21 protein-coding genes are annotated in these 23,078 nt (G+C 68.6%); 9 read left to right on the top strand and 12 right to left on the bottom strand.

The features are described 5' to 3' along the window. Positions 1–100: 100 nt before the first annotated feature. Positions 101–2,011 (top strand): ABC transporter substrate-binding protein, encoded by a 1,911-nt coding sequence (locus AB4Z01_RS25130; protein WP_441698590.1) that lies wholly within the window; start codon positions 101–103, stop codon positions 2,009–2,011. Positions 2,012–2,051: 40 nt separating this feature from the next. Here the strand turns inward: AB4Z01_RS25130 and AB4Z01_RS25125 are convergent, their stop codons facing one another. The 4 genes from AB4Z01_RS25125 to rfbC are packed head-to-tail and all read right to left on the bottom strand — an operon-like array spanning position 2,052 to position 5,355. Then, entirely contained in the window at positions 2,052–2,879 is an 828-nt protein-coding gene (locus AB4Z01_RS25125; RefSeq protein WP_441698589.1) for an NAD-dependent epimerase/dehydratase family protein, read from the bottom strand. Positions 2,880–2,912: 33 nt separating this feature from the next. Next, a complete protein-coding gene (gene rfbD / locus AB4Z01_RS25120; RefSeq protein WP_441698588.1) occupies positions 2,913–3,767 on the bottom strand; it encodes a dTDP-4-dehydrorhamnose reductase in 855 nt (284 codons plus the stop codon). Continuing rightward, complete coding sequence (gene rfbB / locus AB4Z01_RS25115; RefSeq protein WP_441698587.1) at positions 3,764–4,798, bottom strand: dTDP-glucose 4,6-dehydratase; 1,035 nt, start codon at positions 4,796–4,798, stop codon at positions 3,764–3,766. The genes rfbD and rfbB overlap by 4 nt, the downstream gene beginning before the upstream one ends. Then, on the bottom strand, positions 4,795–5,355 hold the full coding sequence (gene rfbC / locus AB4Z01_RS25110; protein ID WP_441698598.1) for a dTDP-4-dehydrorhamnose 3,5-epimerase: 561 nt from the start codon (positions 5,353–5,355) through the stop codon (positions 4,795–4,797). Before rfbC ends, rfbB begins: the two co-directional genes overlap by 4 nt. Positions 5,356–5,572: 217 nt before the next feature. Between rfbC and AB4Z01_RS25105 the strand changes: the two genes are divergently transcribed. Continuing rightward, the gene (locus tag AB4Z01_RS25105) at positions 5,573–7,204 is read left to right on the top strand and encodes a glycosyl hydrolase family 28-related protein (protein WP_441698586.1); all 1,632 of its coding nucleotides are present in this window, start codon (positions 5,573–5,575) and stop codon (positions 7,202–7,204) included. A 145-nt stretch (positions 7,205–7,349) separates the two neighbouring features. Continuing rightward, positions 7,350–8,414: a glycosyltransferase family 4 protein gene (locus AB4Z01_RS25100; RefSeq protein WP_441698585.1), complete on the top strand. Its 1,065-nt coding sequence runs from the start codon at positions 7,350–7,352 to the stop codon at positions 8,412–8,414. 3 nt (positions 8,415–8,417) lie between these two features. On the opposite strand, the gene AB4Z01_RS25095 is transcribed toward AB4Z01_RS25100, so the two are convergent. The 7 genes from AB4Z01_RS25095 to AB4Z01_RS25065 form a co-directional block, all read right to left on the bottom strand. Further along, positions 8,418–9,416 (bottom strand): glycosyltransferase family 2 protein, encoded by a 999-nt coding sequence (locus AB4Z01_RS25095; protein WP_441698584.1) that lies wholly within the window; start codon positions 9,414–9,416, stop codon positions 8,418–8,420. A gap of 12 nt (positions 9,417–9,428) precedes the next feature. After that, on the bottom strand, positions 9,429–10,373 hold the full coding sequence (locus AB4Z01_RS25090; RefSeq protein WP_441698583.1) for a polysaccharide pyruvyl transferase family protein: 945 nt from the start codon (positions 10,371–10,373) through the stop codon (positions 9,429–9,431). Between the two features lie 149 nt (positions 10,374–10,522). Then, complete coding sequence (locus AB4Z01_RS25085) at positions 10,523–11,983, bottom strand: oligosaccharide flippase family protein (protein WP_441698582.1); 1,461 nt, start codon at positions 11,981–11,983, stop codon at positions 10,523–10,525. Positions 11,984–12,123: 140 nt separating this feature from the next. Beyond that, positions 12,124–13,110, bottom strand: a complete 987-nt coding sequence (gene galE, locus AB4Z01_RS25080; RefSeq protein ID WP_441698581.1) for a UDP-glucose 4-epimerase GalE — start codon at positions 13,108–13,110, stop codon at positions 12,124–12,126. A gap of 46 nt (positions 13,111–13,156) precedes the next feature. Next, entirely contained in the window at positions 13,157–14,029 is an 873-nt protein-coding gene (locus AB4Z01_RS25075; protein WP_441698580.1) for a class I SAM-dependent methyltransferase, read from the bottom strand. 54 nt (positions 14,030–14,083) lie between these two features. After that, positions 14,084–15,460: a hypothetical protein gene (locus AB4Z01_RS25070; RefSeq protein WP_441698579.1), complete on the bottom strand. Its 1,377-nt coding sequence runs from the start codon at positions 15,458–15,460 to the stop codon at positions 14,084–14,086. Then, on the bottom strand, positions 15,457–16,371 hold the full coding sequence (locus tag AB4Z01_RS25065) for a hypothetical protein (RefSeq protein ID WP_441698578.1): 915 nt from the start codon (positions 16,369–16,371) through the stop codon (positions 15,457–15,459). Before AB4Z01_RS25065 ends, AB4Z01_RS25070 begins: the two co-directional genes overlap by 4 nt. Positions 16,372–16,928: 557 nt before the next feature. Between AB4Z01_RS25065 and AB4Z01_RS25060 the strand changes: the two genes are divergently transcribed. From AB4Z01_RS25060 to modC, 5 genes are all read left to right on the top strand, one after another. Next, a complete protein-coding gene (locus AB4Z01_RS25060; protein WP_441698577.1) occupies positions 16,929–17,897 on the top strand; it encodes a glycosyltransferase family 2 protein in 969 nt (322 codons plus the stop codon). Positions 17,898–17,976: 79 nt separating this feature from the next. After that, positions 17,977–18,777 (top strand): LOG family protein, encoded by an 801-nt coding sequence (locus AB4Z01_RS25055; RefSeq protein WP_441698576.1) that lies wholly within the window; start codon positions 17,977–17,979, stop codon positions 18,775–18,777. Between the two features lie 110 nt (positions 18,778–18,887). After that, positions 18,888–19,679, top strand: a complete 792-nt coding sequence (modA, locus tag AB4Z01_RS25050; protein WP_441698575.1) for a molybdate ABC transporter substrate-binding protein — start codon at positions 18,888–18,890, stop codon at positions 19,677–19,679. 143 nt (positions 19,680–19,822) lie between these two features. Then, on the top strand, positions 19,823–20,515 hold the full coding sequence (gene modB / locus AB4Z01_RS25045) for a molybdate ABC transporter permease subunit (RefSeq protein WP_441698574.1): 693 nt from the start codon (positions 19,823–19,825) through the stop codon (positions 20,513–20,515). Next, on the top strand, positions 20,512–21,636 hold the full coding sequence (modC, locus tag AB4Z01_RS25040; protein WP_441698573.1) for a molybdenum ABC transporter ATP-binding protein: 1,125 nt from the start codon (positions 20,512–20,514) through the stop codon (positions 21,634–21,636). The genes modB and modC overlap by 4 nt, the downstream gene beginning before the upstream one ends. Positions 21,637–21,660: 24 nt before the next feature. Here modC and AB4Z01_RS25035 read toward each other — a convergent pair whose 3' ends face one another. Beyond that, positions 21,661–22,020, bottom strand: a complete 360-nt coding sequence (locus tag AB4Z01_RS25035) for a carboxymuconolactone decarboxylase family protein (RefSeq protein ID WP_441698572.1) — start codon at positions 22,018–22,020, stop codon at positions 21,661–21,663. 110 nt (positions 22,021–22,130) lie between these two features. Between AB4Z01_RS25035 and AB4Z01_RS25030 the strand changes: the two genes are divergently transcribed. Further along, positions 22,131–23,072: a cupin domain-containing protein gene (locus AB4Z01_RS25030; RefSeq protein ID WP_441698571.1), complete on the top strand. Its 942-nt coding sequence runs from the start codon at positions 22,131–22,133 to the stop codon at positions 23,070–23,072. Positions 23,073–23,078: the final 6 nt, after the last annotated feature.

The raw sequence follows: 23,078 nt of genomic DNA, 5'->3' as shown, positions 1-23,078 counted from the left end.
TCCCGCTTCACAATCCGCCCTTTTGCGGCGAATACTGCGGGTCTTCGAGGGAAACGACCACAACCCGCAACAAGGTGGGAACCCACAACAGGGTAGGCAGATGACCTGGATTCTTCGTTTGGCCACGGCCGCCGCGGCTGCCGTCGTGCTGTCTGTTGCCATTCCGGCCGGCGCTGCAGCGCTGGTCGAGACGCCGATGTATGAGCCGGATGTGGCGGCCGGCAAGCTGCCGCCGGTGGCCGAGCGCGTGCCGCAGGCGCCGCTGGTGGTCGACCTGGCGGCGGAGAAGAAAGAGCCCGGGAAACCGGGCGGAGAGATCAGCTGGATGGCCGGTCGCGCCCGCGACATCCGGATCATGAACACCTACAGCTACGCCCGTCTGGTCGGCTACGGCCCGGACTTCCAGCTGCATCCGGACATCCTGCAGTCGGTCGATGTCGACGGCGAGAAGGTGTTCACCCTGCATCTGCGCCCGGGCCACAAATGGTCCGACGGCCAGCCGTTCACCAGCGACGACTTCCGCTACTTCTGGGAGGATGTGTCGCTGGACAAGGAGCTGATGCCCTACGGCCCGGATGCACGCCTGCTGGTCGATGGCGAGATGCCGAAGGTCGAGTTCCCGGATGCGCAGACCGTGCGCTATTCCTGGTCCAAGCCGAACCCGGACTTCCTGCCGTCGATCGCGGGGGCGGCCCCGCTCTACATCTTCGCGCCGGCGCACTACCTGAAGAAGTTCCACAAGAAATACGCCGACGCCGCGGCGATCGAGGCCATGGTCAAGGAGGCCGGCGCCCGCAACTGGGTCGCCCTCTACACCCAGCGCAGCAAGCTGATCGATTCGGCCAATCCGGATCTGCCGGTGCTGGAGCCCTGGGTCAACACCACCAAGGCGCCGGCGGAGCGTTTCGTCTTCGTCCGCAACCCCTATTACCACCGGGTCGACGGCCAGGGCCGGCAATTGCCCTATCTCGACCGCGTCATCGTCAACGTCGTCGAAGGCTCGCTGATCCCGGCCAAGGCCGGCACGGGCGAGGCCGACCTGCAGGCCCGCGGCCTGCGCTTCGACAACATCAGCTTCCTCAAGGCCGGGGAGCAGCAGGGCGGCTACAAGGTGCGGCTGTGGCCGACGGCGCTCGGCTCCGAGGTCGCCCTCTATCCGAACCTGAACTGCAACGACCCCGACTGGCGGACGCTGAACCGCGACGTCCGCTTCCGCCGCGCCCTGTCGCTCGGCATCGACCGGGACGAGATCAACCAGACCGTGTTCTTCGGCCAGGCCCGGCCGGGCCAGAACACCGTGCTGCCGGAATCGCCCTATTACGACGAGGCGCTGGCGACGGAATGGGCCCAGCTCGACCTCGACAAGGCCAATGCCCTGCTGGACGAGATCGGCCTGACCAAGCGCGATGGCGACGGCACCCGGCTGATGCCGAACGGCAAGCGTCTGGAGATCGTGGTCGAGAGCGCCGGCGAGCGCAGCCAGGAGGCCGACATCCTGCAGCTGGTCCGCGAGAGCTGGGCCAAGCTCGGCGTGGCGCTGCACACCGCCCAGTCGCAGCGCGACGTGTTCCTGCAGCGGATCTTCGCCGGCGACACGGTGATGTCGGTGTGGACGGGCTGGGACAACGGCCTGATCACCCCGACGACGGGGCCCTCGCAGCTGGCGCCGGTCGACCAGAACTGGCTGCAATACCCGAAATGGGGCCAGTATGTGCAGACCGCCGGCGCCGCCGGCGAGAAGCCGGATGTCGAGTTCGGCCAGAAGCTGATGGCGCTGTACGGTGAATGGCGCGGCACCACCGACGCGGCCCGTCGCGACGCCATCATCCGCGAGATGGTCAAGATCCAGGCCGACGAGGTGACCTCGATCGGCACGGTGCAGGGCGTACTGCAGCCCGTTGTGGTCAAATCCCGGCTGCACAACGTGCCGGAGAAGGGCATCTTCTCCTGGGACCCCGGGGCGCATTTCGGCATCTACCGCCCTGACACCTTCTGGGTCGATCCGTCCTGATCCACCCGAAGCGCCCGGCCCCTGGCCGGGCGCTTTCGCTTCAGGCGGCCAGACGCCGGCCGATGGCCAGGCAGGCCGCGCGGATATCGTCGCGATCGGCGACCGGGCCGAAACGCCCGACGAAACGGTCCACATCCATCGCGAAGGCATCGCGAATGGACGGATCGATGATGCTGAGGCTGCCGCGGCCATAGCCCTCGAGGATCCACATCGCCAGCCAGCCGACCTCGAGCGCCACGCCGGAGCCGAGATTGAACAGCCCGCCAGGGCGCGCCTGAACCACCTTGACCAGCGCCGCGGCGAACGCCTCGACCGGCAGGAAGTCCTTCGGCGTGAAGGGGCTGACGTCGTAGCGGATCACCCCCTCCTCGCGCAGCGACCGCAGCAGCAGGCCGAGGAAGGTGCGGCGGCCGGGCAGGTCCTCGAAGCCGAAGATGTTGGACAGGCGCAGGATGGTGAGGTTGGGGCCGAACCGGTCCCGCAGCAGTTGTTCGGTCACCAGCTTGTTGCGGCCATAGGCGTCCTGCGGCGTCGGCGTGCGGGTCTCGACCAGCGGCTCGTCCCCGGCCAGGCCGTAGACCTTGCGGGTGCTGACCATCACCATATGCGCATCCGCCGGCATGCGGCCGTCGCCCTGCGCCCGGCCGATCGCCTCGGCCACTGTGCGGTCGCAGTCGACCGCCGGATCATAGGCCTCGCGCTGGTAGCGCGGGTCGATGGCGAAGCTGACGACGCAGTCGATGCCGTCGAAGGTTTCGGGCCGCGCCACATCGGCCCAGGCGGCGTGGCGGATTCCATCGGGGCCATGAGCGGCGACGAAGCTGCGGGCGAGAAAGCTCTTCCGCCCGATCACCAGAACGTCAGCCACGCGCTACCCCCAAGACCCGTCTTCGGCGCGGTGCTACAGAGCTCGCACCACGGCAGACAATGCACGCCGCCAATCGGGCTGCGCCAGCCCGAACACCCGGCCGATCTTGCCGCAATCCAGCACCGAGTTCGAAGGCCGCCGGGCCGGGGTCGGGTAGTCCGAGGTCGCGATCGGGTGCAGCGCCGGGGCGGCGCCGCCCTTCTCGGCGAAGATCGCCGCGGCGAAATCGTGCCAGGTCGTGGCCGGGGCGCCGGCGAAGTGGAAGGTGCCCCAGCCGGCAAAGCCGGGTGCCAGGGCGCGCTCGCGGATCGCCAGGATCGCCGCGGCGATGTCGGCCGCCGCGGTCGGGCCGCCGCGCTGGTCGGCGACGATGCGCAACTCCGGCCGCTCGGCGCCGAGCCGCAGCATGGTGCGCACGAAATTGTTGCCGTGGCCGGCGAACACCCAGGCGGTGCGCAGGATGACGTGGCGCGGCAGCGCTTCCCGCACCGCCGCCTCCCCCGCGGCCTTGCTCTCGCCGTAGACCGAAAGCGGCGCGATCGGGTCGTCCTCGCGCCACGGCCGGTCGCCGTCGCCGCGGAAGACGTAGTCGGTCGAGATGTGCAGCAGCACCGCGCCCGCCTCGGCACAGGCCCGGGCGATCACGCCGGGCCCGGTCGCGTTGACGGCAAAGGCCCGGTCGCGTTCGGTCTCGGCCTTGTCGACCGCGGTGTAGGCGGCGCAGTTGGCGACGAAATCGGCGCCGCGCACGGCCGCGGCGACCGCGGCGGCGTCGGTGATGTCGACCTCCGACCGCGCCGGCGCCCGCACGGCGAGGCCCCGCGCCCGGGCCAGCTCGGCCAGCTCGCGCCCGACCTGACCGCCGGCGCCGAGGACGACCAGCGTCATGCCGCGTGCCCGAGGCCGATGCGGCTGCGCTCGCCGGCCCGCGCGCACCAATCCCGATTGGCGATGTACCAGGCGACGGTCTCGCGCAGCCCCTGCTCCAGGCTGTGCTTCGGCCGCCAACCCAGCTCGGTCTCGGCCTTGGTCGGGTCGATGGCGTAGCGGGCGTCGTGGCCCGGCCGATCGGTGACGTAGGTGATCAGGCTCTCATAGGGCTTCGCCGCCGGCTGCAGCTCGTCGAGGATGCGGCAGATCTGGCGCACCAGGTCGATGTTGGTACGCTCCGACCGGCTGCCGACCAGATAGGTCTCGCCCGGCCGGCCCTTGGCGATGATCGCCCGCAGCCCGGCGGCGTGGTCGTCGACATGGATCCAGTCGCGGATGTTCTCACCCTTGCCGTAGATCGGCAGCGCCTTGCCCTCGAGCGCGTTGAGGGTGACCACCGGGATCAGCTTCTCCGGATACTGGTAGGGCCCGTAGTTGTTCGAGCAGTTCGACACCATCACCGGCAGGCCGAAGGTGCGGTGCCAGGCCCGGGCCAGATGGTCGGAACCGGCCTTGCTGGAGGAATAGGGCGAGTTCGGCTGGTACGGGCTGGTCTCGGCGAACAGGCCGGTGGCGTCGAGCTCGCCATAGACCTCGTCGGTCGAAACGTGCAGGAAGCGGAAACCGTTGCCCTTGGGCAGGCCGCGCCAGTACTTCAGCGCCGCATCCAGCAGGCTGGCGGTGCCCATGACATTGGTGCGGACGAAGGCCAGCGGGTCGTCGATCGACCGGTCGACATGGCTCTCGGCCGCCAGGTGGTAGACGATGTCCGGCCGGTGCTCGGCGAACAGCGCGCGCATGGCGTCGACATCGCAGATGTCGGCCTGGACGAAGCGGTGCCGGCCGGTCGCGTCCAGCCCGGCCAGGTTCTCCAGGTTGCCGGCATAGGTCAGCTTGTCGATGGTGACGACGGACTCGCCGTCGGCGACGAGCTGGCGGACCAGGGCCGAGCCGATGAAGCCGGCGCCGCCGGTGACGAAGATGGTCATGCTGCACCGTGGTGGAAATGGGCGGGGGCGTCGGCGAGGCGCGGCCAGTTGCGGTCGCGGTCGTTGACGGTCATCTCCGCCGGCGCGATCGGCCAGTCGATGCCGAGCGCCGGATCGTCCCAGCGGAGGCCGCCCTCGGCCTGCGGGGCGTAGCCGGCGGTGACCTTGTAGACCACCTCGGTGTCGGGCTCGAGCGTGACGTAGCCATGGGCGAAGCCGACCGGGATCCAGATCCGCGAGGGCTCGGACGCGGTCAGCGTCACCCCGATCGAGCGGCCGAAGGTCGGCGAGCCGCGGCGGATGTCGACCGCGACGTCGTAGATCGAGCCGCGGAGCACGCCGATCAGCTTGCCCTGGGCGTGCGGCGCGATCTGATAGTGCAGGCCGCGCATCGTGCCGACCGCGGCGCTGCTGGCCTGGTTGTCCTGGACGAAAGTCATCGGCAGCCCGGCTTCGGTGAACTTCTGCAAGTTCCAGGTCTCGAAGAACCGGCCACGCTCATCACCGAACACGCGCAGCCTGATGAGCTTGACGTCCTCGATATCGGTACCAACCACCTGAACCAAGATATGTCCCCACGAACCAGCGATGCCGAAGGCGCAGCAACCTAATGCGGATGCCGGCCATTGTCGACCATAGCTGATTCGTCCCCAACGACCGGGCACCCGTGCTGTTGCGACTCCGGCTCGGGCATTCGGTCGCGGCATGGCGGCAACATGGCACAATCGCGGCCGGCCGGGGTTAAGGGACGAGACGATCCGGACGGAGGCTGCTGTGGCGACCGTTGCGCTGACCTGCATTGAGACCGTGGCCGACCTGGCGAGCCTGGAGGGCACCGGTGCCGCCCTGGTGCTGGGCTATCACCGGCCGGGCGACGGCGGCGGCGGCCAGTTCGCCTGGGACGCCCAGTCGGACGTCGCGGAGGATGGCGGGCTGGCGTTCCGCGGCTCGGCCTCGGCCGGCCGTTGGATCCGCCTGGCCAAAGGCGCCGTGGATGTCCGCTGGTTCGGCGCCCTGGGCGACGGCACCACGGACGACACCGACGCGATCCAGCGGGCGTTCGACACCGCTCGGGCGATCTATCTGTCGAGCGGCACCTATCTGGTCGGCAATCTGCGCTTCGGCACCAACCAGACCGATGGCGTGCAGTCGATGCACGGCCCCGGCATCGAGGGCGATGGGCGCGGCTCCAAGCTGAAGGCCAAGCCGGGCACGCAGGGCTTCGTGCTCAACGCCCAGGCCACCGCCGGGCTGCTGCTGCGCGCCTTCGTGGTCGACGGCAACGGCCAGTGCGGCGGCATCGACACCGGCTGGCCGAAGGGCCTCGGCAAGGCCCAGTTGAACCGCTACGAGAACATCTGGGTCGAAAACTATGCCGGCCCGATGGGCTGGCAGGCCCAGCACAACGAGGATTCCAGCTTCGTCGGCTGCGTCGTGCGCGGGCCGCAGCCGGCCGAGTCCGACGCGATCGCCATCAGCGCCGACTGCACCGGGGGGTGCGTCAGCTTCGACCGTTGCATCTGGTACGGCGCCAAGCTGGTGATCGACTGCCAGAATGCGCGCTTCAGCGCCTGCGGCGGCCACGGCATCGAGGTGCTCGGCCGCTCGGTCAACCTGCTGTCCTTCAACGCCTGCTACCTCTACAGCAACGCCAAGTCGGGCCGGGTGGTCTGGACCGATTCGGCCAGCAAGGGCCACATCAACAGCATCACCTCCCGCGGCACCATGTGGATCACCACCGGCAAGGAGAACAACGTGGCGATCTTCGGCGGGCGGTACTTCGCCGGGATCGATTCGACCGGCGACGAGTTCGTCACTGACGGCAAGGGCTCGAAGGGCCGGGTCCTGGACGACGACGTGGCCAACAACAGCGGCCAGTTCGTATCCCGGGCCCATTTCCGGAGCGTCACCTTCGTGCCGGAGCTGGCGATCACCGACCCCAAATCCGGCGCGATGAAGGCGAGCTTCCAGAACTGCCGGACGGGGGGGATGAATGTTTCCGACCGGCTCTATATCGGCAACCCGTCGACCCAGCGGGTGCTGCTCGAGCCGAACGGCCTCGACGTCTCCAACGCCGCGACCCCGGACTCGCAGTTCCGCATGTTCAACGAGACCCGGACGGTCGCCGGCGGCGAATGGCAGCCGGTGTTCGAGCAGCCGATGACCCAGGGCAGCGGCCAGGTCTACATCGTCAGCCGGGCCGGCCAGGGCCCGGCGCTGCATGCCCGCCTCACCCGCGCCACGGGCGAGGAAAAGGCGGACCAGATGTCGGTGCTGCAGGACCAGAACGCCGCCGACGGCGGCAAGATCGAGATGCGCTGGCTGGCAGGCAAGAGCCCCGAATTCCGCGTCAACGGGACCGGCAAGATCGTGGTCGAGATCGTGTCGGAGAGCATGGGCCACTGACCCGCCGCAATTCCGCCCCGGAGTCCGATATATAGATCACCGGCCCGAATCGCAGGGCCGCAGGGCGGGTTTTCCCCTGGGCTCCGCCGCGGGCTTGGGGTACAGGGGCTGTCCTGCTGGGGCGGGACGACGACGGAGGGCGGGCTTGACGACTACGATCGAAAAAGGCGCCGCGGGCGACCGCGGTGTGCTGGTCAACACCCGCATCCTCCACAACAGCGTGACCGGGGCCCAGCGCTACCTGAACGAGATCCGGACCCGGATCGGCCCGCACGACACGATCGCCCCGCGAACCCCGTCGAAAGGGATGCTCGGCCATCTCTGGGAGCAGGGCCCGCTGGCCCTCCATCGCCGCGACGCGGTGCTGTGGAGCCCCGCCAACACCGGCCCGGTGGCCCGGCGGCGCCAGGTGGTGACGATCCACGACATGTCGCCGGTCGACCATCCGGAATGGTTCACGCCGCGCTTCGCAGCCTGGTACAAGATGATCGTCACCTCGGTCGCCCGGCGGGCGGCGCGGGTGCTGACGGTGTCGCAGTTCTCGGCCGGCCGCATCGCCGAGCTGTCCGGCCGTCCGCTCGACCGGATCGACGTCGCCTATCCCGGCGTCGATCCGCGCTTCTTCGATGCCGCACCCGGGGAGGCCCTGGCCCGCTACGATCTTGCCGGCCGGCCCTATGTGCTGATCATCGGCACCCTGGAGCCGCGCAAGAATCTGGAGCGGGCGATCGAGGCCTGGCGGCTGGCGCAGCCGAAGCTGGGTCCCGATACGGTGCTGGCGATCGGCGGCGGCCTGAGCAACCAGCGCATCTTCAAGGACGCCGCGCTGGGGGCGGAGATCCCGAATGTCCGGCTGCTGGGCTACGTCGACGACGCCCTGCTGCCCGGCCTCTATGCCGGCGCATCGGCCTTCCTGTATCCGTCCGTGTACGAAGGGTTCGGCCTGCCGCCGCTCGAAGCGCTCGCGGCAGGGGCGCCCGTGGTGACCAGCCGTGACACCGTGATGGCCGAGATCGTCGGGCCGGCCGCCTTGCTGGTCGACCCGCATGATGCCGGCGCCATCGCCGACGGGCTGGTCGAGGTGCTGCGCGGCCCGACGGCGGCCGTCGAGGCGCGGCGGGCGGCAGGGCTGGAGCGGGCGCGGGGCTTCACCTGGGACCGCTGCGCCGATGGCGTCAGGCGCACCCTGCGGGCGGCGGCGGAGGCATAGGCGTCAGGCGCTGCGCAGCGCCTGACGCAGCATCCGCTTGGCCGCCTTCGCCGCCCGGAACGCCGGGAAGCAGTGAGTGACCAGGAAGAGCTTGGGATTGGCCCAGGCGTGGCGCCGGGCCATCTCCGGAATCGAGCGCAGCTCGGGATGGTCGAGCGGAAAGTCGCCCGTGCGCATCATGCCCATCGTGATGCCCAGGAGGCGCGTCTTGAAGCGGCGCAGGTTGCGGCGTGTCTCGGGCTTCAGCCCGGCGTTGTCGATGAGGCCCTGCATCGCCTCCATCGAGCGGACATAGCCGATGACATGGCGTTCGGTCAGCTTGCTGAAGGAGATCGAGTTCTGCCGGATGCGCCAGAGGTAGAAATCGCGGCTGCTGAGATAGGTCGGCCCCGCCTTCATGAACAGCCTCGGCGTATATTCGACATCCTCGTGCAGGATCGGCAGGAACTTGATGCCGTTGTCGCGGGAGACCGAGCGGCGATGGATATACAGCCAGGCCATCGCGTAGAAACTGCGCCGCCGGTACAGGGCATTGAAGGCGTCCTCGCCGCTCGGGAACGGGCCTTCGAGGCCAAGGTTGTAGCGGACCGCGACCGAATTCGCCGCATCCTGCGTCGGGCCGGTGAAGGAAAATGTCGAGAAGCAGAACAGGTCGATTTCGGGATGCCGGCCGTGCACGTCGTAGAAATACTGGACGAAATTCGGGTCCAGCACGTCATCCGAGTCGAGATAATAGATGAAGTCGCCGGTGGCGACCGCGATGCCGTTGTTGCGGGCCTCGCCCAGGCCGCAATTCTTGGTGTGCAGGATCCTGACGTTCGGGATATGGCCGTACAGCTGGTCGACGATCTGCCCGCTCCGGTCCGTCGAGCCGTCATCGACGATGATGATCTCATGCACCGGGGCGGTCTGCCGGAGCACCGAATCGACCGCCTCCTGCACGTAGTCTTCGACGTTGTAGGTCGGGATGATGACCGACAATCTTGGCGCTGGGACCTGCATCGCTTCCTGCCTCTAGGCCGCAAACAGCTCGCAATCGTCGACGCGGCTGGTCCACGCCTCGAAATAGGTCGAGTTCTTGCCGTAGGAATTGTCGAGCAGGATCGTCTTCATGCCCAGGAGACAGGCCAGGATGTGCCCGTGCATGCGCGACGTCACGATCCGGTCATAGGCCAGGATCCGGTCGATCGTGTTCGCCACCATGCGGTCGGTGTAGCCGTACCAGAAGCGGTCGATCGGAAACAGCTTGCGGCCGGCCACCCCGTTGACCTGGTCAGTCCGGCGGGTCAGCAGGTTGACCATCCGATCCCGGCGACTGCAGAAGTCCGGCCAGTCGAGCGGCTGGTCGATCTGGCCCCGGAACATCTCGGGGAGGGCGACCGTCTCCTCGTCCCGGCGCATCATCCACAGCGTGCCGCCGCCCGTGGCGCCGGGCGCCTTCCGCGGCAGCTTCCCCCACAGGAAATGGGCCATGTCCGGGCACAGCTCGGTGTTGTTCGAGAATTCGCGCCGGAAGACGTCGTAGGTCCGCTGGTCCCGCGCCAGGAAATGCAGATCCTTGTGCCGCGCCATGACCTCGGCGGCCTGGTGCATCCGGGCCGGCTCGCTGAAATGCATGGTCTGCGGAAAGATCACGATCCGGTGATCGCGATAATGATTGATGATCTTCTCCCGCAGAAGCTGGTGCGGATAGTAAATATCGCCAAAATTGCCGCCGCCATGCAGCACGATCGTGACATCCTTCGGCACCACCGGGAAGTTGCGCTCGTGCCATGGAAAGCCGAAATACGAGTAACGCCGGGTCACGTCGTATCGTCGATCCGCAAAGAATGCTTCAGTTCCCTTGAGGATCAACAGGTCGCCGACATTGAAGTGCAGCGGATAGTCGATATATAGAATCCGACTGCCGGGCTTTATATATTGATCAATGACAGAAAGGCGGCCCTTAAGATAATCCATGCCGTGCATCTTGAACCACGCCTTCCGAGCTTGAGAGATTCGCCCTATTGATCAAACGGAGAGATATACAGCAGGCCGCGTCCGGAGTTCGACGGAGGTTATAGTATAGAGCCGGGAAAGATGGCAATGCCATGGCGCATGGGCCTGCGTCACGCCCCGGTGCCGCCGACCCGCATCCGGCCGACCGTCTCGCGCAGCCCCCGGATCATCCGCCAGTTGAACAATGGCACGGTGACCGCCGCGGTGACCACCCCGGCCAGGATCGCCGTCACCAGCCGCAGCCCGGCCGGCGCATCGGCGAGCAGATACCGGGCCAGCAGGACCGCGGCGGTCATCGCCACCATCGGCGCGAGCGGGCGGACGATGGAGCGGAGCTGGGCGCGGACCGGGATCCGGGCATAGCGGCTGACCATGAGAAAGCTCCAGGGCAGCGACACCAGGTTGCGGGCGGCCCATCCGAGCCCCACGACGACCAGCGCCTGCTCGGCGGTGATGAAGCCGCTGGCCAGGGTGATGACGCAGGCGACCAGGGCATAGGGGACGATGACGTTCTGATGCCCCTTGGCCCGCAGCAGCGGCCCGGCCAGGGCCCGCGACAGCAGGAAGAACCAGGTCGCGGCGAAGATCTGGATCAGCGGGGCCGCGGGCTGCCATTGCCGGCCGAAGACCAGCGGGACCAGGTCATCCGCCACCAGCGTCAATCCGATGAACACGACGCCGCCGGCGACCGTGAGCAGGCTGGTCGCCGTCAGGAAGGCCCGGTTCGCGTCGCGGTCGTTGCGGTCGAGATCGGCGAAGAACGACAGGCCGAAGCGAACGATGTTGCCCTGGATCAGATTGCCGACCTCCTCCACCAGCCGCTGGGCGAACTGGAAGTACCCCAGGGCCACGGCGCCGTGGAAATAGCCGACCTGCAGCGCGAAGATGCGGGTGGTGCCCTGCCACAGCAGCTGCTCGATGCTCATCGAGCCGCCGAACGACGCCAGCGACCGGAACTCGCCCCAGTCGAAGCGCAGCCGCGGCACCCGCGGCATGGCCCGCCACAGGACGAGGGCGGAGAGCGCATTGGAGATGAGCACGCCGCCGACCATGGCCCAGGCCCCGGCCCCGAGCCAGCCGAGGACGCCGATGACGACCACCTGCGAGATCCGCGACAGCATCATCCGGCGGGTCAGCACATTCGCCCGCATCTTGCGGGTGAGCAGCGCGGTCGGCACCGCCATCACCGCGTTGAGCAGCAGCAGGAAGCCGGTCACGCCGAGCAGCAGGAACTGCGTCGGGTCGTCGAACAGCCAGCCGACCGGGGCGGCGATCAGCCAGCACACGGCAACGCCGGCGACCCCCAGCACCATCAGGCCGGTGAAGGCGGTGTCGGTGACGCTGGCGTGCACCGAGCGGTGGCGGATCAAGGATTCCTGGATGCCCAGCCCGGTCGCCAGGCCGAGGAGCATGACGAGGCCGATGGCGATGCCGGCGCGGCCGATATCCGCCGGCGCCAGGAGCCAGCCCGCCACGAAGATCGAGGCCACGCCCGACAATGCGTTGGACACCGCTTCAGCGACCGCCCAGGGCGCGGCCCGCATCACGCGGGATTCCAATCTCTTCGACATTGATCCGCCAGATCTGCTCAACTGGTCACGCACCGGTCGCGGTCGCCGGACCGAAGACGGCGTGTCGTCTGCTGTCTCACCCGCCTCGTCACGCGATCATCGACGACGCCGCATCGCCGGGCGTCACGCCCCGCCGGGCGTCACGCCCCGCCGATCTCGCTTTGGTACCACCTCCAGGCCGTCCGGATCGATCCCTCCAGGTCGAAGGCGGGACGAAACCCGAGGACCGACGCCGCCAGCGAGGGATCGGCCACCAGCTCCGCCGCGTCGCCGGAGCGCTGCGGCGCCAGCTCCACCGGGATCGGCCGGCCGGTGACGCGCTCGGCCGTCCGGATCACGTCGAGCACGGTGTGGCCGGTGCCGGTGCCGAGGTTGAAGGCCCGCGGCGCGCCGCCATCGAGCAGGTAGCGCAGGGCGCGGACATGGGCATCGGCCAGGTCGGCGACATGGATGTAGTCGCGGATGCAGGTGCCGTCCTTGGTCGGATAGTCGTTGCCGAGCAGCCGGATATGAGGCAGCCGGCCGGCCGCTGCCATCAGCGTCAGCGGGATCAGATGGGTCTCGGGGTCGTGCCGCTCCCCCACCTCGCCGTCGGGATCGGCGCCGCAGGCGTTGAAGTAGCGCAGCGCTGTCCAGCGCAGGCCGTAGGCCGCGGCGAAATCCCCCAGCATGCGCTCGATCATCAGCTTCGATGCGCCATAGGGATGGATCGGCGCCTGCGGCGTGTCCTCCACGATCGGCATGCGCTCCGGCAGGCCGTAGGTGGCGCAGGTGCTGGAGAAGACGAGATGGCGCACGTCGTGGCGCCGGGCCGCCTCGAGCAGGGACAGCGACCCCGCGACGTTGTTGCGGTAGTACATCGCAGGGTCGCCGACCGATTCCCCGACATAGGTCAGCGCCGCGAAATGCAGGATCGCCACCGGCCGGTGCCGCGCCATCACCTGGTCGAGCGCCGCGGCGTCGCCGATATCGGCATGCTCCAGCGGCCCCCATTTGACGAAATCGCGATGGCCACGCACCAGGCTGTCGAGCACGACCGGAGCGAAGCCGGCGGCCGCCAGCGCCTTGCAGGCATGGCTGCCGATATAGCCGGCGCCGCCGGTGACGAGAACGACGCGGTTGCTCATCGGTTTACGACCTCTGGGAAATGGCTGGCGGAAGCGGTCCGCGGCCTCAGGCCGCGGCACCCGCCGGCGGCGTGGCCCGGGCCACGACGATGTCCTGCCGGTTCATGTTGACCAGCGCCGGATCGACCTTGGCGCCGGTCCAGCCGCCGCGGAGGATGGTCTCGATGGACAGGCCGGCCGCGGCATAGGCGCCGCGCAGCCAAGCCTCGTCCAGCGCGGTCAGGTCCTCGGGGATGTTCGGATTGTTGGTCCAGTAGCGATCGCCCGGATACAGGGTCAGATCGATCGTGCCATTCTTCATGCCGGCCAGGGTGTCGTCGTTGATCAGGTAGTACGACGACGCCAATTGGCCGCCGGGGCGCAGCACGCGACCGATCTCGGCGAGGTAATGCGCCACGTCGTCCGGATACATGTGGGTGAAGACCGACCACAGCGAGACGACGTCGAAGGAGTTGTCCGGGAACGGCAGGACGAACTTGGACGGCGGGATGGCGCCGGAATGGTTGTAGAACTTGTTGAACAGGTCGACATGGATGAAGGTGAAGCGGAAGTTCCGCGGCGTGATGTTGCGGCTGCACCACCGCACCTGGTCCCGGTCGATGTCGAGGCCGATGTAGCGGGCCTTGTCGTCCAGATAGGACAGCAGCGGGATCGTCTTGCGCCCCATGCCGCTGCCGATGTCCAGCATGACGGCGCTGCGGTCCAGCCGCAGCACGTCGCTGTAGAAATGCAGTGCCTCGCGGCCGTTCTGGGCCCAGACATCCCGCCCCCGCGGGCCGTCGCGCATCAGCCGCAACGGCGGCATCACCTGGTCCTGCGAACCGCGGTCGACGAAGTCCCGGATCGCCCAGGGAACGTCCCGGATCACGGAAAAGACCGGCGCCGGGACGATGTTCTTAATAGTCTGCTTGATGCTCATAAACCCCACCTTCCAGGGCAGTCGACGAAGCGTGTTTGCGACCCCCAACACGCCTCAACCCGTTTGCGGCACGATACTCTTCGTCTGCCTGCGCCCCAGCAGCCGGGTCGTGGCCGGAGCCAGCCGGAGCATCAGGAACAGGATGATCACCAGGAGGTCGTCGATCTTCCACTGCAACAGGTTGTTGCAGATCAGGAAGACCGCCTTGTAGGTGATGATGTTGATAGCCAGGACATACCGGCTGCCGCCCTTCTCGGCAACCAGCCGGAACAGGAAGGCCTGGACGACGATGGTGAACCCGTCGATCGCCGACCAGAGGACGAGGCCGGGATAGCGGAAGGCGTCATAGCCCCAGACCGACATCGGCAGCCGGAAGCCACCCGAGCCGGTGTTCAGGTCCGCGCCGATGATCCACTTCGTGTAGTTGGCGGGATTCCAACGGAAATCGTAGGGCACCAGCCCGCCGAACACCGTCATGCCCATGGTCGGCTCGGGCCCCGCCTTGTCGTAGGCATCCATGAACCACCACAGGTCATAGATGTCCGACAGCCCCTTGATGATGGCGTCGAGCCCAACCTCGGTCCGCAGCCCCAGCATATAGAACAGGATCTGGTTGACGGCGGAGCCGAAGGTGAAGACCAGCACATACGCCGCCACGCCGACGATGACCCAGCCGAGGCGGCCCCGGATCACCAGCAGGATCAGCAGCCCTTCGAGGATCGGCTGGGCCGCGACGCCGCGGCGCAGCGACAGCAGCGCCAGCACCGCGGCGCACCCCAGCAGGGCCAGCAGCAGGAACAACATGAGCCGACCGACATTGACCCGGCTCGGCAGCAGCAGGATCCCGACCAGCACCCCGACCTGGTACAGCACCATGCCGCCCCGGAACAGCGGCATGTAGGGCGCCGCCCGGGCGGAGTATTCGCCGCCGAAATACTTGGCGAGCAGCGGGTTCTCGGCGAAGGCAGGGACGATGCCGGTGAGCAGGTAGAACGCGCCGATGAAGGCGGCCGCCCCGGCCAGCATCAGCATGGCCGCGATGACCAGCATCAGCCCGGCCCCGCGGTTCACGTCATCGACCAGGAGGCCGTTGAACACCGCATAGCCGCGCGGGGCGGTCAGCGCCCGGATCGTCGCGACCGCCGCCAGGCACGTCACCGCCGACCCGATCGCGAGGATCATGAGGAAGGATTCGGCAGTGCCCTGGCTCAGCCCATTCGCCGAGATGTACTGCTCGGTCCACCAGAAGGCGCCCCAGCCGACCGCGATGACGACGAAGGGAATGGACAGGATGAACGGCACGTTCCGGATGCTGGGAAAGACGAAGAACGACAGCATCTTGGTCGTGCCGACCAGCAGCAACGCGAAGCCCATCCAGGACAGGCCCGGCAGGCTCCAGGAAAAGGTGTAGAGATAGCCGTCGCTGGTCATTGCGAGGCGTTGGCCAGGTCCCCGAGCCCGCGCAGTGTGATGCGGAAGATCAGCGCGGCGGAGGCGGCGAAGATGGCGAAGACGCCGATGATGACCAGCAGCAGCAGCGGCTTGGGCGAAGTCGGCTGCACCGATACCGTCGGCGGGTCGATCACGTCGATGGCGAAGGGCGTATCGCCCTGCACCGCCAGCTGCCGGCGGCGCTGCTCGACCAGCAGCGGAATCAGCGTATCGCGCATGGTCAGGTCGGTGGCCGAGGACAGCAGGGCGTTGATGCGGCTGATCAGCGACGAGATCTGGTTGGCGATCTGCTCGCGGTTGACCTGGTCGTTGTCGGCGATGACGGTGCGCAGCACATACAGCGCCGCCTGCGGATCGGTGTGATCGTAGGTCAGGACCTGGGCGTTGCTGGCCACGCCGGCCTTCATGTTGATGTTGTCCTGGATGGCGTCCCGGATCCGGTCGGCGCTGGGCGGGGCGTAGGGCGGCAAGCCGGCGGCCTTCGCCACCTGCGCCTTGACCCAGGCGGCCGGCCCTCGGGGGGGCACCCAGCTCCGGGTCTCCGGATCCCATTCATTGGCGAAGAAGGCCTGGAGGAACTCCGGGTCCTGCAGCAGGCGTTCGGCCAGCGTGGTGCTGGCCAGCGTCTGCATGAACCGGTCGAATTCGGGTGGCGCCTTCTGCCCGCCGAACAGCAGGCTGGCCACGCCCTGGGTGGAATCGCCACCGAGCAGGCGCTGGTCGGGCTTGTCCGCGATGATCGGCATGATAATCGCCGATGCCGTGTATTTCTTCGGGCTGACCAGGATGAAGGCCACGGCGGCGGCCTCGCACAGGATCAGCGTCACGAGAATGAACAGCCAGGGGCGCTCGAAATACATCGAACGATACCAGCGGAAGGGGGCGCTCAACCAACGCATCAGATGGCCGTTGTCCAGACTGTTTGCAGAAACGCGCAGCGCAGGGCGCTGCAGCGTTGTAGAATTTCGATCACCACGCGTCAGCGGTCAGGCCGGCACCCTATCGGCATCGGCATCCTTCGGCGGCGGCGGGATATTGCCTCACGCCCCTAACGATGTCTATACGGCCAGATCAAAACTTCAACTGAAAATAAGAGACCCCAGCCGGCCCAGTAAAGGCGGAAGAATTACCTTAATCCTGCCGCAATTTGGCCGGCTTCAGCCAGTCAGATGCTTGTCCTGCATGAGACCGCGTTGGTCGAGGGCATGTTGTCCAACGGCCCGCCCCAATGCAGGGTGTCTTGACCGGCGCCGGGCCGCAGCCGGGACGCCGGACCAAAATCGGATCTGGTGTGTTAAGGGTCGGCTCGGTGTGTCAAGCGGCGCTCGGCCGGCGGCAGGATGCGTCCGACCCTCTTCTAGGCGACCTCTTCTAGGAATGAATGCGACTGGCCTGTGATGCCGAATTCCCGTACAAATGCTGCATTGCACAAGATGATGAGACGGGCATGATGTCCTTGGACGCGGAGAAGGCTGTGTCTGCGGTCGGGCCGAAGATTGCCGAGGACCGCGTCGCGCTGGTCATTCCGACGCTGAACGCAGCGAAGCATCTCGACACCCTGCTTCCGGCCCTGCGGACTCAATCCTTCCAGCCGCGCTCCGTCCTGGTCATCGATTCCAGCTCGACCGACGACACGGTGGCCCGCTTCCAGGCGGCCGGGGCCGAGGTGGTGGTCATCCCTAAGGCGCAATTCGACCATGGTGGCACCCGCCAGCGCGCGGTCAACCGCCTGTCGCCGCAGATCGAGGTGGTCGTCTTCCTGACCCAGGATGCGGTGCCGGCCGACAGCGAGACCATCGCCCGGATCGTCGCCGCCTTCGCCGACCCAGAGGTCGGCGTCGCCTATGGCCGGCAGTTGCCGCATCTCGGCGCCGGGGCGATCGAGGCCCATGCCCGGCTGTTCAACTACCCGCCCGAGAGCTTCGTCCTGCGGCCGCAGGACGCCGCGGCAGCCGGGATCAAGGCCAGCTTCTGCTCGAACTCTTTCGCCGCCTATCGCCGGCGGGCGCTGGAGATGGTCGGCGGCTTCCCCTCCGGCACCATCTTCGGCGAGGACGCGGCGGTGACCGGCCGGATGCTGCTGTCGGGCTGGGCCAAGGCCTATGTCGCCGACGCCCAGGTGCATCATTCGCACAGCTACAGCATCGGTGAGGAGTTCCGCCGCTACTTCGACGTCGGCGTGATGCACGCCCGCGCGCCCTGGTTGCTGGAACGCTTCGGCAAGGCCGAGGGCGAGGGGAAGCGCTTCGTGCAGTCGGAGCTCCGCCACCTGGCCCGGAACCAGCCCCTGGCGATCCCGTCGGCCATCCTGCGCACCGCAGTCAAGCTGGCCGCCTATCACTGCGGCCGCCGCGAGGCCCGGATCCCGCGCCCGCTGAAGCGCCGGATCAGCCTGAACCGGCGCTACTGGGCCTGACGGGCGCGGGCTGCCGCCACCGCACGGATGTGGCATAGGCCCCCTTCCCGGCCGGTCCGCGATCTGCTTTAGAGGGGTGATGAGCAAGCCAGCCCCCGACCATCCATCCCCGGATCGGCCGTCCCCGGACCGTTCCAATGCGGCGCAGATCGCGTCGCCCTCCTACCGCCTGCCGGAGCTCGACCAGGATTTCCTGCTCGGCGATTCCATGCGCGGCGTCCGCCTGATGCTGGAATACGCCAAGGCCGAGGAGTCGCTGCGGGCCTGGGGCGTGCGCTCCACCATCGTCGTCTTCGGCAGCGCCCGCGCCACTGAGGACGGGGCCGGCCGCCACGCCCACTGGTATGCCCAGGCGCGCGAGTTCGGCCGCATCGCATCGGAGCGCGGCGGCGCCCTGACCGACCATGGCGGCCTGCGCGACAACGTCATCGCCACCGGCGGCGGCCCCGGCATCATGGAGGCGACCAATCGCGGCGCTGCCGAGGCCGGCGCGCCGACCATCGGCTTCAACATCACCCTGCCGCACGAGCAGGAGCCGAATGCCTGGTCCACCCCGGCCCTGACCTTCCGCTTCCACTATTTCGCCATGCGCAAGATGCATCTGGCGATGCGGGCCAACGCGCTGGTGGTGTTCCCCGGCGGCTTCGGCACCTTCGACGAGCTGTTCGAGCTGCTGACCCTGCGCCAGACCGGCAAGTCCTCCTCGCCCCTGCCGATCGTGCTGTTCGACGAGACCTATTGGCGGGCCGTGATCGGCTTCGACGCGCTGGTCGAGCACGGCATGATCGACGCCCGCGACCYGCAGCTGTTCCACTTCGCCGACAGCGCCGAGGGGATCTGGTCGATCCTGGCCGAGCAGGGGCTGAAGCGCCGGTCGTGATCGACGGGCGTGCGGCCTTCAGCGAAATGTTTGCCCGGATATAGCGACACTGTAAGATCGCGCCCGACAGGCCGGCAGCCGGCCGGCAATCGGGAGCGGGGAACAGGACGATGCGGATCACACGACGCGGCTGGCTCGGCGCGCTCCTGGCCGGGGCGCTGGGGGCGGCCACGGCCTTCGGCGCACCCGCCGGCGCCCAGGCGCAGGACATCACCGTCTTCGCCGCCGCCAGCCTCAAGGACGCGCTGGACTCGATCAACGCCCAGTGGCAGGCCGAGTCCAAGCACAAGGCGACGATCTCCTACGCCGCCAGCTCGGCGCTGGCGAAGCAGATCGAGGCCGGGGCCCCGGCCGACGTCTTCATCTCGGCCGATCTCGACTGGATGAAGTATCTGGCCGACCGCAAGCTGATCAAGCCGGAGACGCAGGCGACCCTGCTGGGCAACCGCATCGTGCTGGTGGCGCCGAAAGATTCGACGGTGCAGCTGACCATCGCGCCGGATTTCGCACTGGCCAAGGCGCTCGGCGACGGCCATCTGGCCATGGCCGATGTCAAGGCGGTGCCGGCCGGCAAATACGGCCAGGCGGCGCTGGAGACGCTCGGCGTCTGGGCCTCGGTCAAGGACAAGGTCGCCCAGGCCGAAAATGTCCGCGCCACCCTGGCGCTGGTGTCGCGCGGCGAGGCCCCGTTGGGCATCGTCTACCAAACCGACGCCGCGGCCGACACCGGGGTCAAGGTCATCGGCACCTTCCCGGCCGACAGCCACCCGCCGATCCTGTATCCGGTCGCGGTGCTGACCAGCAGCGACAAGCCCGAGGCCCAGGCTTTCGTCGACTACCTGAAATCCCCCGCCGCCAAGCCCCTGTTCGAGAAGCAGGGGTTCTCGGTGGTGACGCCGTAAACGGAAGGTCCCTGCTTTGAGCTGTCATCCTCGGGCTTGACCCGAGGATCCAGGGGCCGCCAGAACCGCTCTTGATGGCCCCTGGATTGCCGGGTCAAGCCCGGCAATGACAGCGTGGGGCTGCGGTCTTTGAGAAAGCATACGTGTTCGACTTCACCCCCGACGAGCTGACCGCGATCCTGTTGAGTCTGAAGGTCTCGCTCTGGGCCATGGCGGTCAGCCTGCCGCTCGGCGTTCTGGTCGCCCTGGCCCTGGCGCGCGGCCGGTTCTGGGGCAAGTCGATCCTGAACGGCGTGGTCCACCTGCCGCTGGTGCTGCCGCCGGTCGTCACCGGCTATATCCTTCTGCTGCTGTTCGGCAAGATGGGGCCGATCGGCTCCGTCCTGGCCCAGGTCGGCATCGTCTTCTCCTTCCGCTGGACCGGCGCCGCCCTGGCCGCCGGGGTGATGGGCTTCCCGCTGATGGTCCGCGCCATCCGCCTGTCGATCGAGGCGGTCGACCGCCGGCTGGAGGCCGCCGCCGGCACCCTCGGCGCCTCGCCCCTCTGGGTGTTCCTGACCGTCACCCTGCCCTTGATCCTGCCGGGCGTGATCGCCGGCGCCATCCTGGCCTTCGCCAAGGCGATGGGCGAGTTCGGCGCCACCATCACCTTCGTCTCCAACATCCCCGGCCAGACCCAGACCCTGCCCTCGGCGATCTACACCTTCACCCAGGTGCCGGGCGGCGATCTCGGCGCGCTGCGCCTGACCCTGGTCTCGGTCGTCCTGTCGATGGCCGCCCTGATCGCCTCCGAGGTGATGGCCCGGCGCGCCGGCGTGCAGGTGCACGCGACATGACCCTCGAGGTCGAGATCCGTCACCGCCAGGGCGCTTTCGCGCTCGACATCGGCTTCCGCAGCGAGGGCCGGCTGACCGCGCTGTTCGGCCGCTCCGGCGCCGGCAAGACCTCGGTGGTCAACGTCATCGCCGGGCTGGTGCGGCCGCAGCACGGACGGGTGATTGTCGACGGCCGCACCCTGGTCGACACCGAGCGCGGCGTGGCCCTGCCGCCGCATCGCCGCCGCATCGGCTATGTCTTCCAGGAGGGCCGGCTGTTTCCGCATCTGACGGTGCGGCAGAACCTGCTGTACGGCCGCTGGTTCACGCCGAAGGCCGAGCGCGGCACCGAGTTCGGCCGCGTCGTCGAGCTGCTCGGCATCGGCCCGCTGCTGGAGCGCCGGCCGGCGCTGCTGTCGGGCGGCGAGAAGCAGCGCGTGGCGATCGGCCGGGCCCTGCTGTCCAGCCCGCGCCTGCTCTTGATGGACGAGCCGCTGGCCTCGCTGGACGAAGCGCGCAAGGCCGAGATCCTGCCCTATCTCGAGCGGCTGCGCGACGAGGCGCGGATCCCGATCATCTATGTCAGCCACGCCATCGGCGAGGTGGCGCGGCTGGCCACCACCCTGGTGGTGCTGGCCGACGGACGGGTGGCGGCGTCCGGGCCGGTGGCCGAGGTGATGGGCCGGGCCGACCTGTTCCCGCGGGCCGAGGCCGGCGCGGTGCTGGAGGCGGCGGTCGAGGACCATGACGACCGCTGGCAGCTGACCCGGCTGCGCGTCGCCGCCGGCTTCCTGACCGTCCCGCGGGTCGAGCTGCCACACGGCAGCAAGGTCCGCATCCGCATCCGCGCCCGCGACGTCATGCTGGCCACCCGCCCGCCGGACCACCTGAGCGCGCTGAACGTGCTGCCGGCGACGGTGCTGGCAATCGCGTCCGGCGGCGGCCCGACCGCCGACATCCGCCTGGACTGCGCCGGCGACGGCCTCCTGGCCCGGCTGACCCGGCGCTCGGTCGAGGCGCTGGATCTGGCGCCCGGCCGGCCGGTGCATGCGGTAATCAAGAGCGTCGCCTTCGACAGCCACAGCATCGGCGGCGTCCTGCGCGGTCCGAACGGCGCCGATGCCGACCTGGAGGATGGCTGAGGCGCCGGCCGCGGACCGCGGGGTCTAGCTCGACGCAGCGCCCTCCTGGGCGGCGGCGAAGGCGTCCAATGCGCGGGTGGAGTAGACCAGCGCGGCGCCGGCATTAACGCTGATCGCGACTCCCAGCGCCTCTGCGATCTCCTCCTTCGTCGCGCCCTGCTTGCGGGCGGCATCGGCATGGACGGTGATACAGCCGTCACAGCGCAGCGAGATGGCCACGGCCAGGGCGATCAGCTCGCGCGTCTTGGCGTCGAGATGGCCGGTCTTGGCGCCCGCGCCGCCGAGCGCCGCATAGCCGCGCACCGTGTCCGGGCTGAGCTTGCCGAGCTCGCCGACCCCGGCGATGAGCTGCTGCCGGTAGGTGTTCCAATCGTGCATGTGCATGATGCGATCTCCATGGTTGATGGAGTAGATCTAGGCGCGCCACCGTGCCTGGAATATAGCTGTCAGGGGCGACGGCATGACCGATCGGATCAAACCTGCGATTGCACCCGATGCTCTCGGACACGCCCGACGATCCCCTGAGCAGCCTCGCCCCGCTGCTGCAGGTGCGCCCGGTCCTCGACGACCTCTGCGCGTTCGGCGGAATCTGGGCGTCGCCGCATCCGGCCGGCGGTCCCGGCTGGGCCTATTTCCACATCGTCACGCGTGGCGAATGCGAGCTTGACGGCCCCGGCCACGCCCCGCTGCGGCTGCAGGCCGGCGACATGCTGCTGCTGCCGCATGGCGACCCGCATGTGATGCGCGCTCGGCCAGGCGCGGCCGGGGAGCCGGCGGGCGTGACCAAGGCCTACCGCAACGCCATCCGCCATCAGGCCAGCCTGGGCGTCGAGCCCGACACCGAGATCATCTGCGGCCGGCTGCAATTCGAGGCGGCCGGCGAGAGCCTGCTGATCGCCGCCCTGCCCGACCGGATCCTGCTGCGCGGGCCGGACTGGCCGGATGCGCCGCGGACGAAGCTGCTGCTGGAGGCCATCCGCGACGAGCTGGATGCCGACGGCACCGGGGCCGCTGCGATCACCCTCCACCTGGCCAGCGCCCTGTTCGTGATGATGCTGCGCGCCCATCTGGGCACCGGCGGAGCGTCCGGCGGGTTGCTGCGCCTGCTCGGCCATCGCCCCACGGCTCGCGCCGTGCTGGCGATGCTGCGCGAGCCGGCGCGGCCTTGGACGCTGGACGACCTGGCCGCCCGAGCCGTGACCTCGCGCGCCACGCTGGTCCGGGCGTTCCGGGCCGCGGCGGGCTGCCCGCCGCTCGCCTTCCTCACCGACCTGCGCCTGGGCCTGGCCCGCCGGCAGCTGCTGCAGGGCCACCCCGCGGCACAGGTCGCCGCCGAGGTCGGTTACCAGTCCGAAAGCGCCCTGAGCCGCGCCATGCACCGCCGCCACGGCACCCGCCCCGGCGAGATTCGGCGGTCCGGAGAAGTCGCGGCCTGAGACGGG

The organism is Inquilinus sp. YAF38, from assembly GCF_052113205.1.
GTDB lineage: Bacteria > Pseudomonadota > Alphaproteobacteria > DSM-16000 > Inquilinaceae > Inquilinus.
This window is presented reverse-complemented; position numbering and strand designations above follow the sequence as displayed.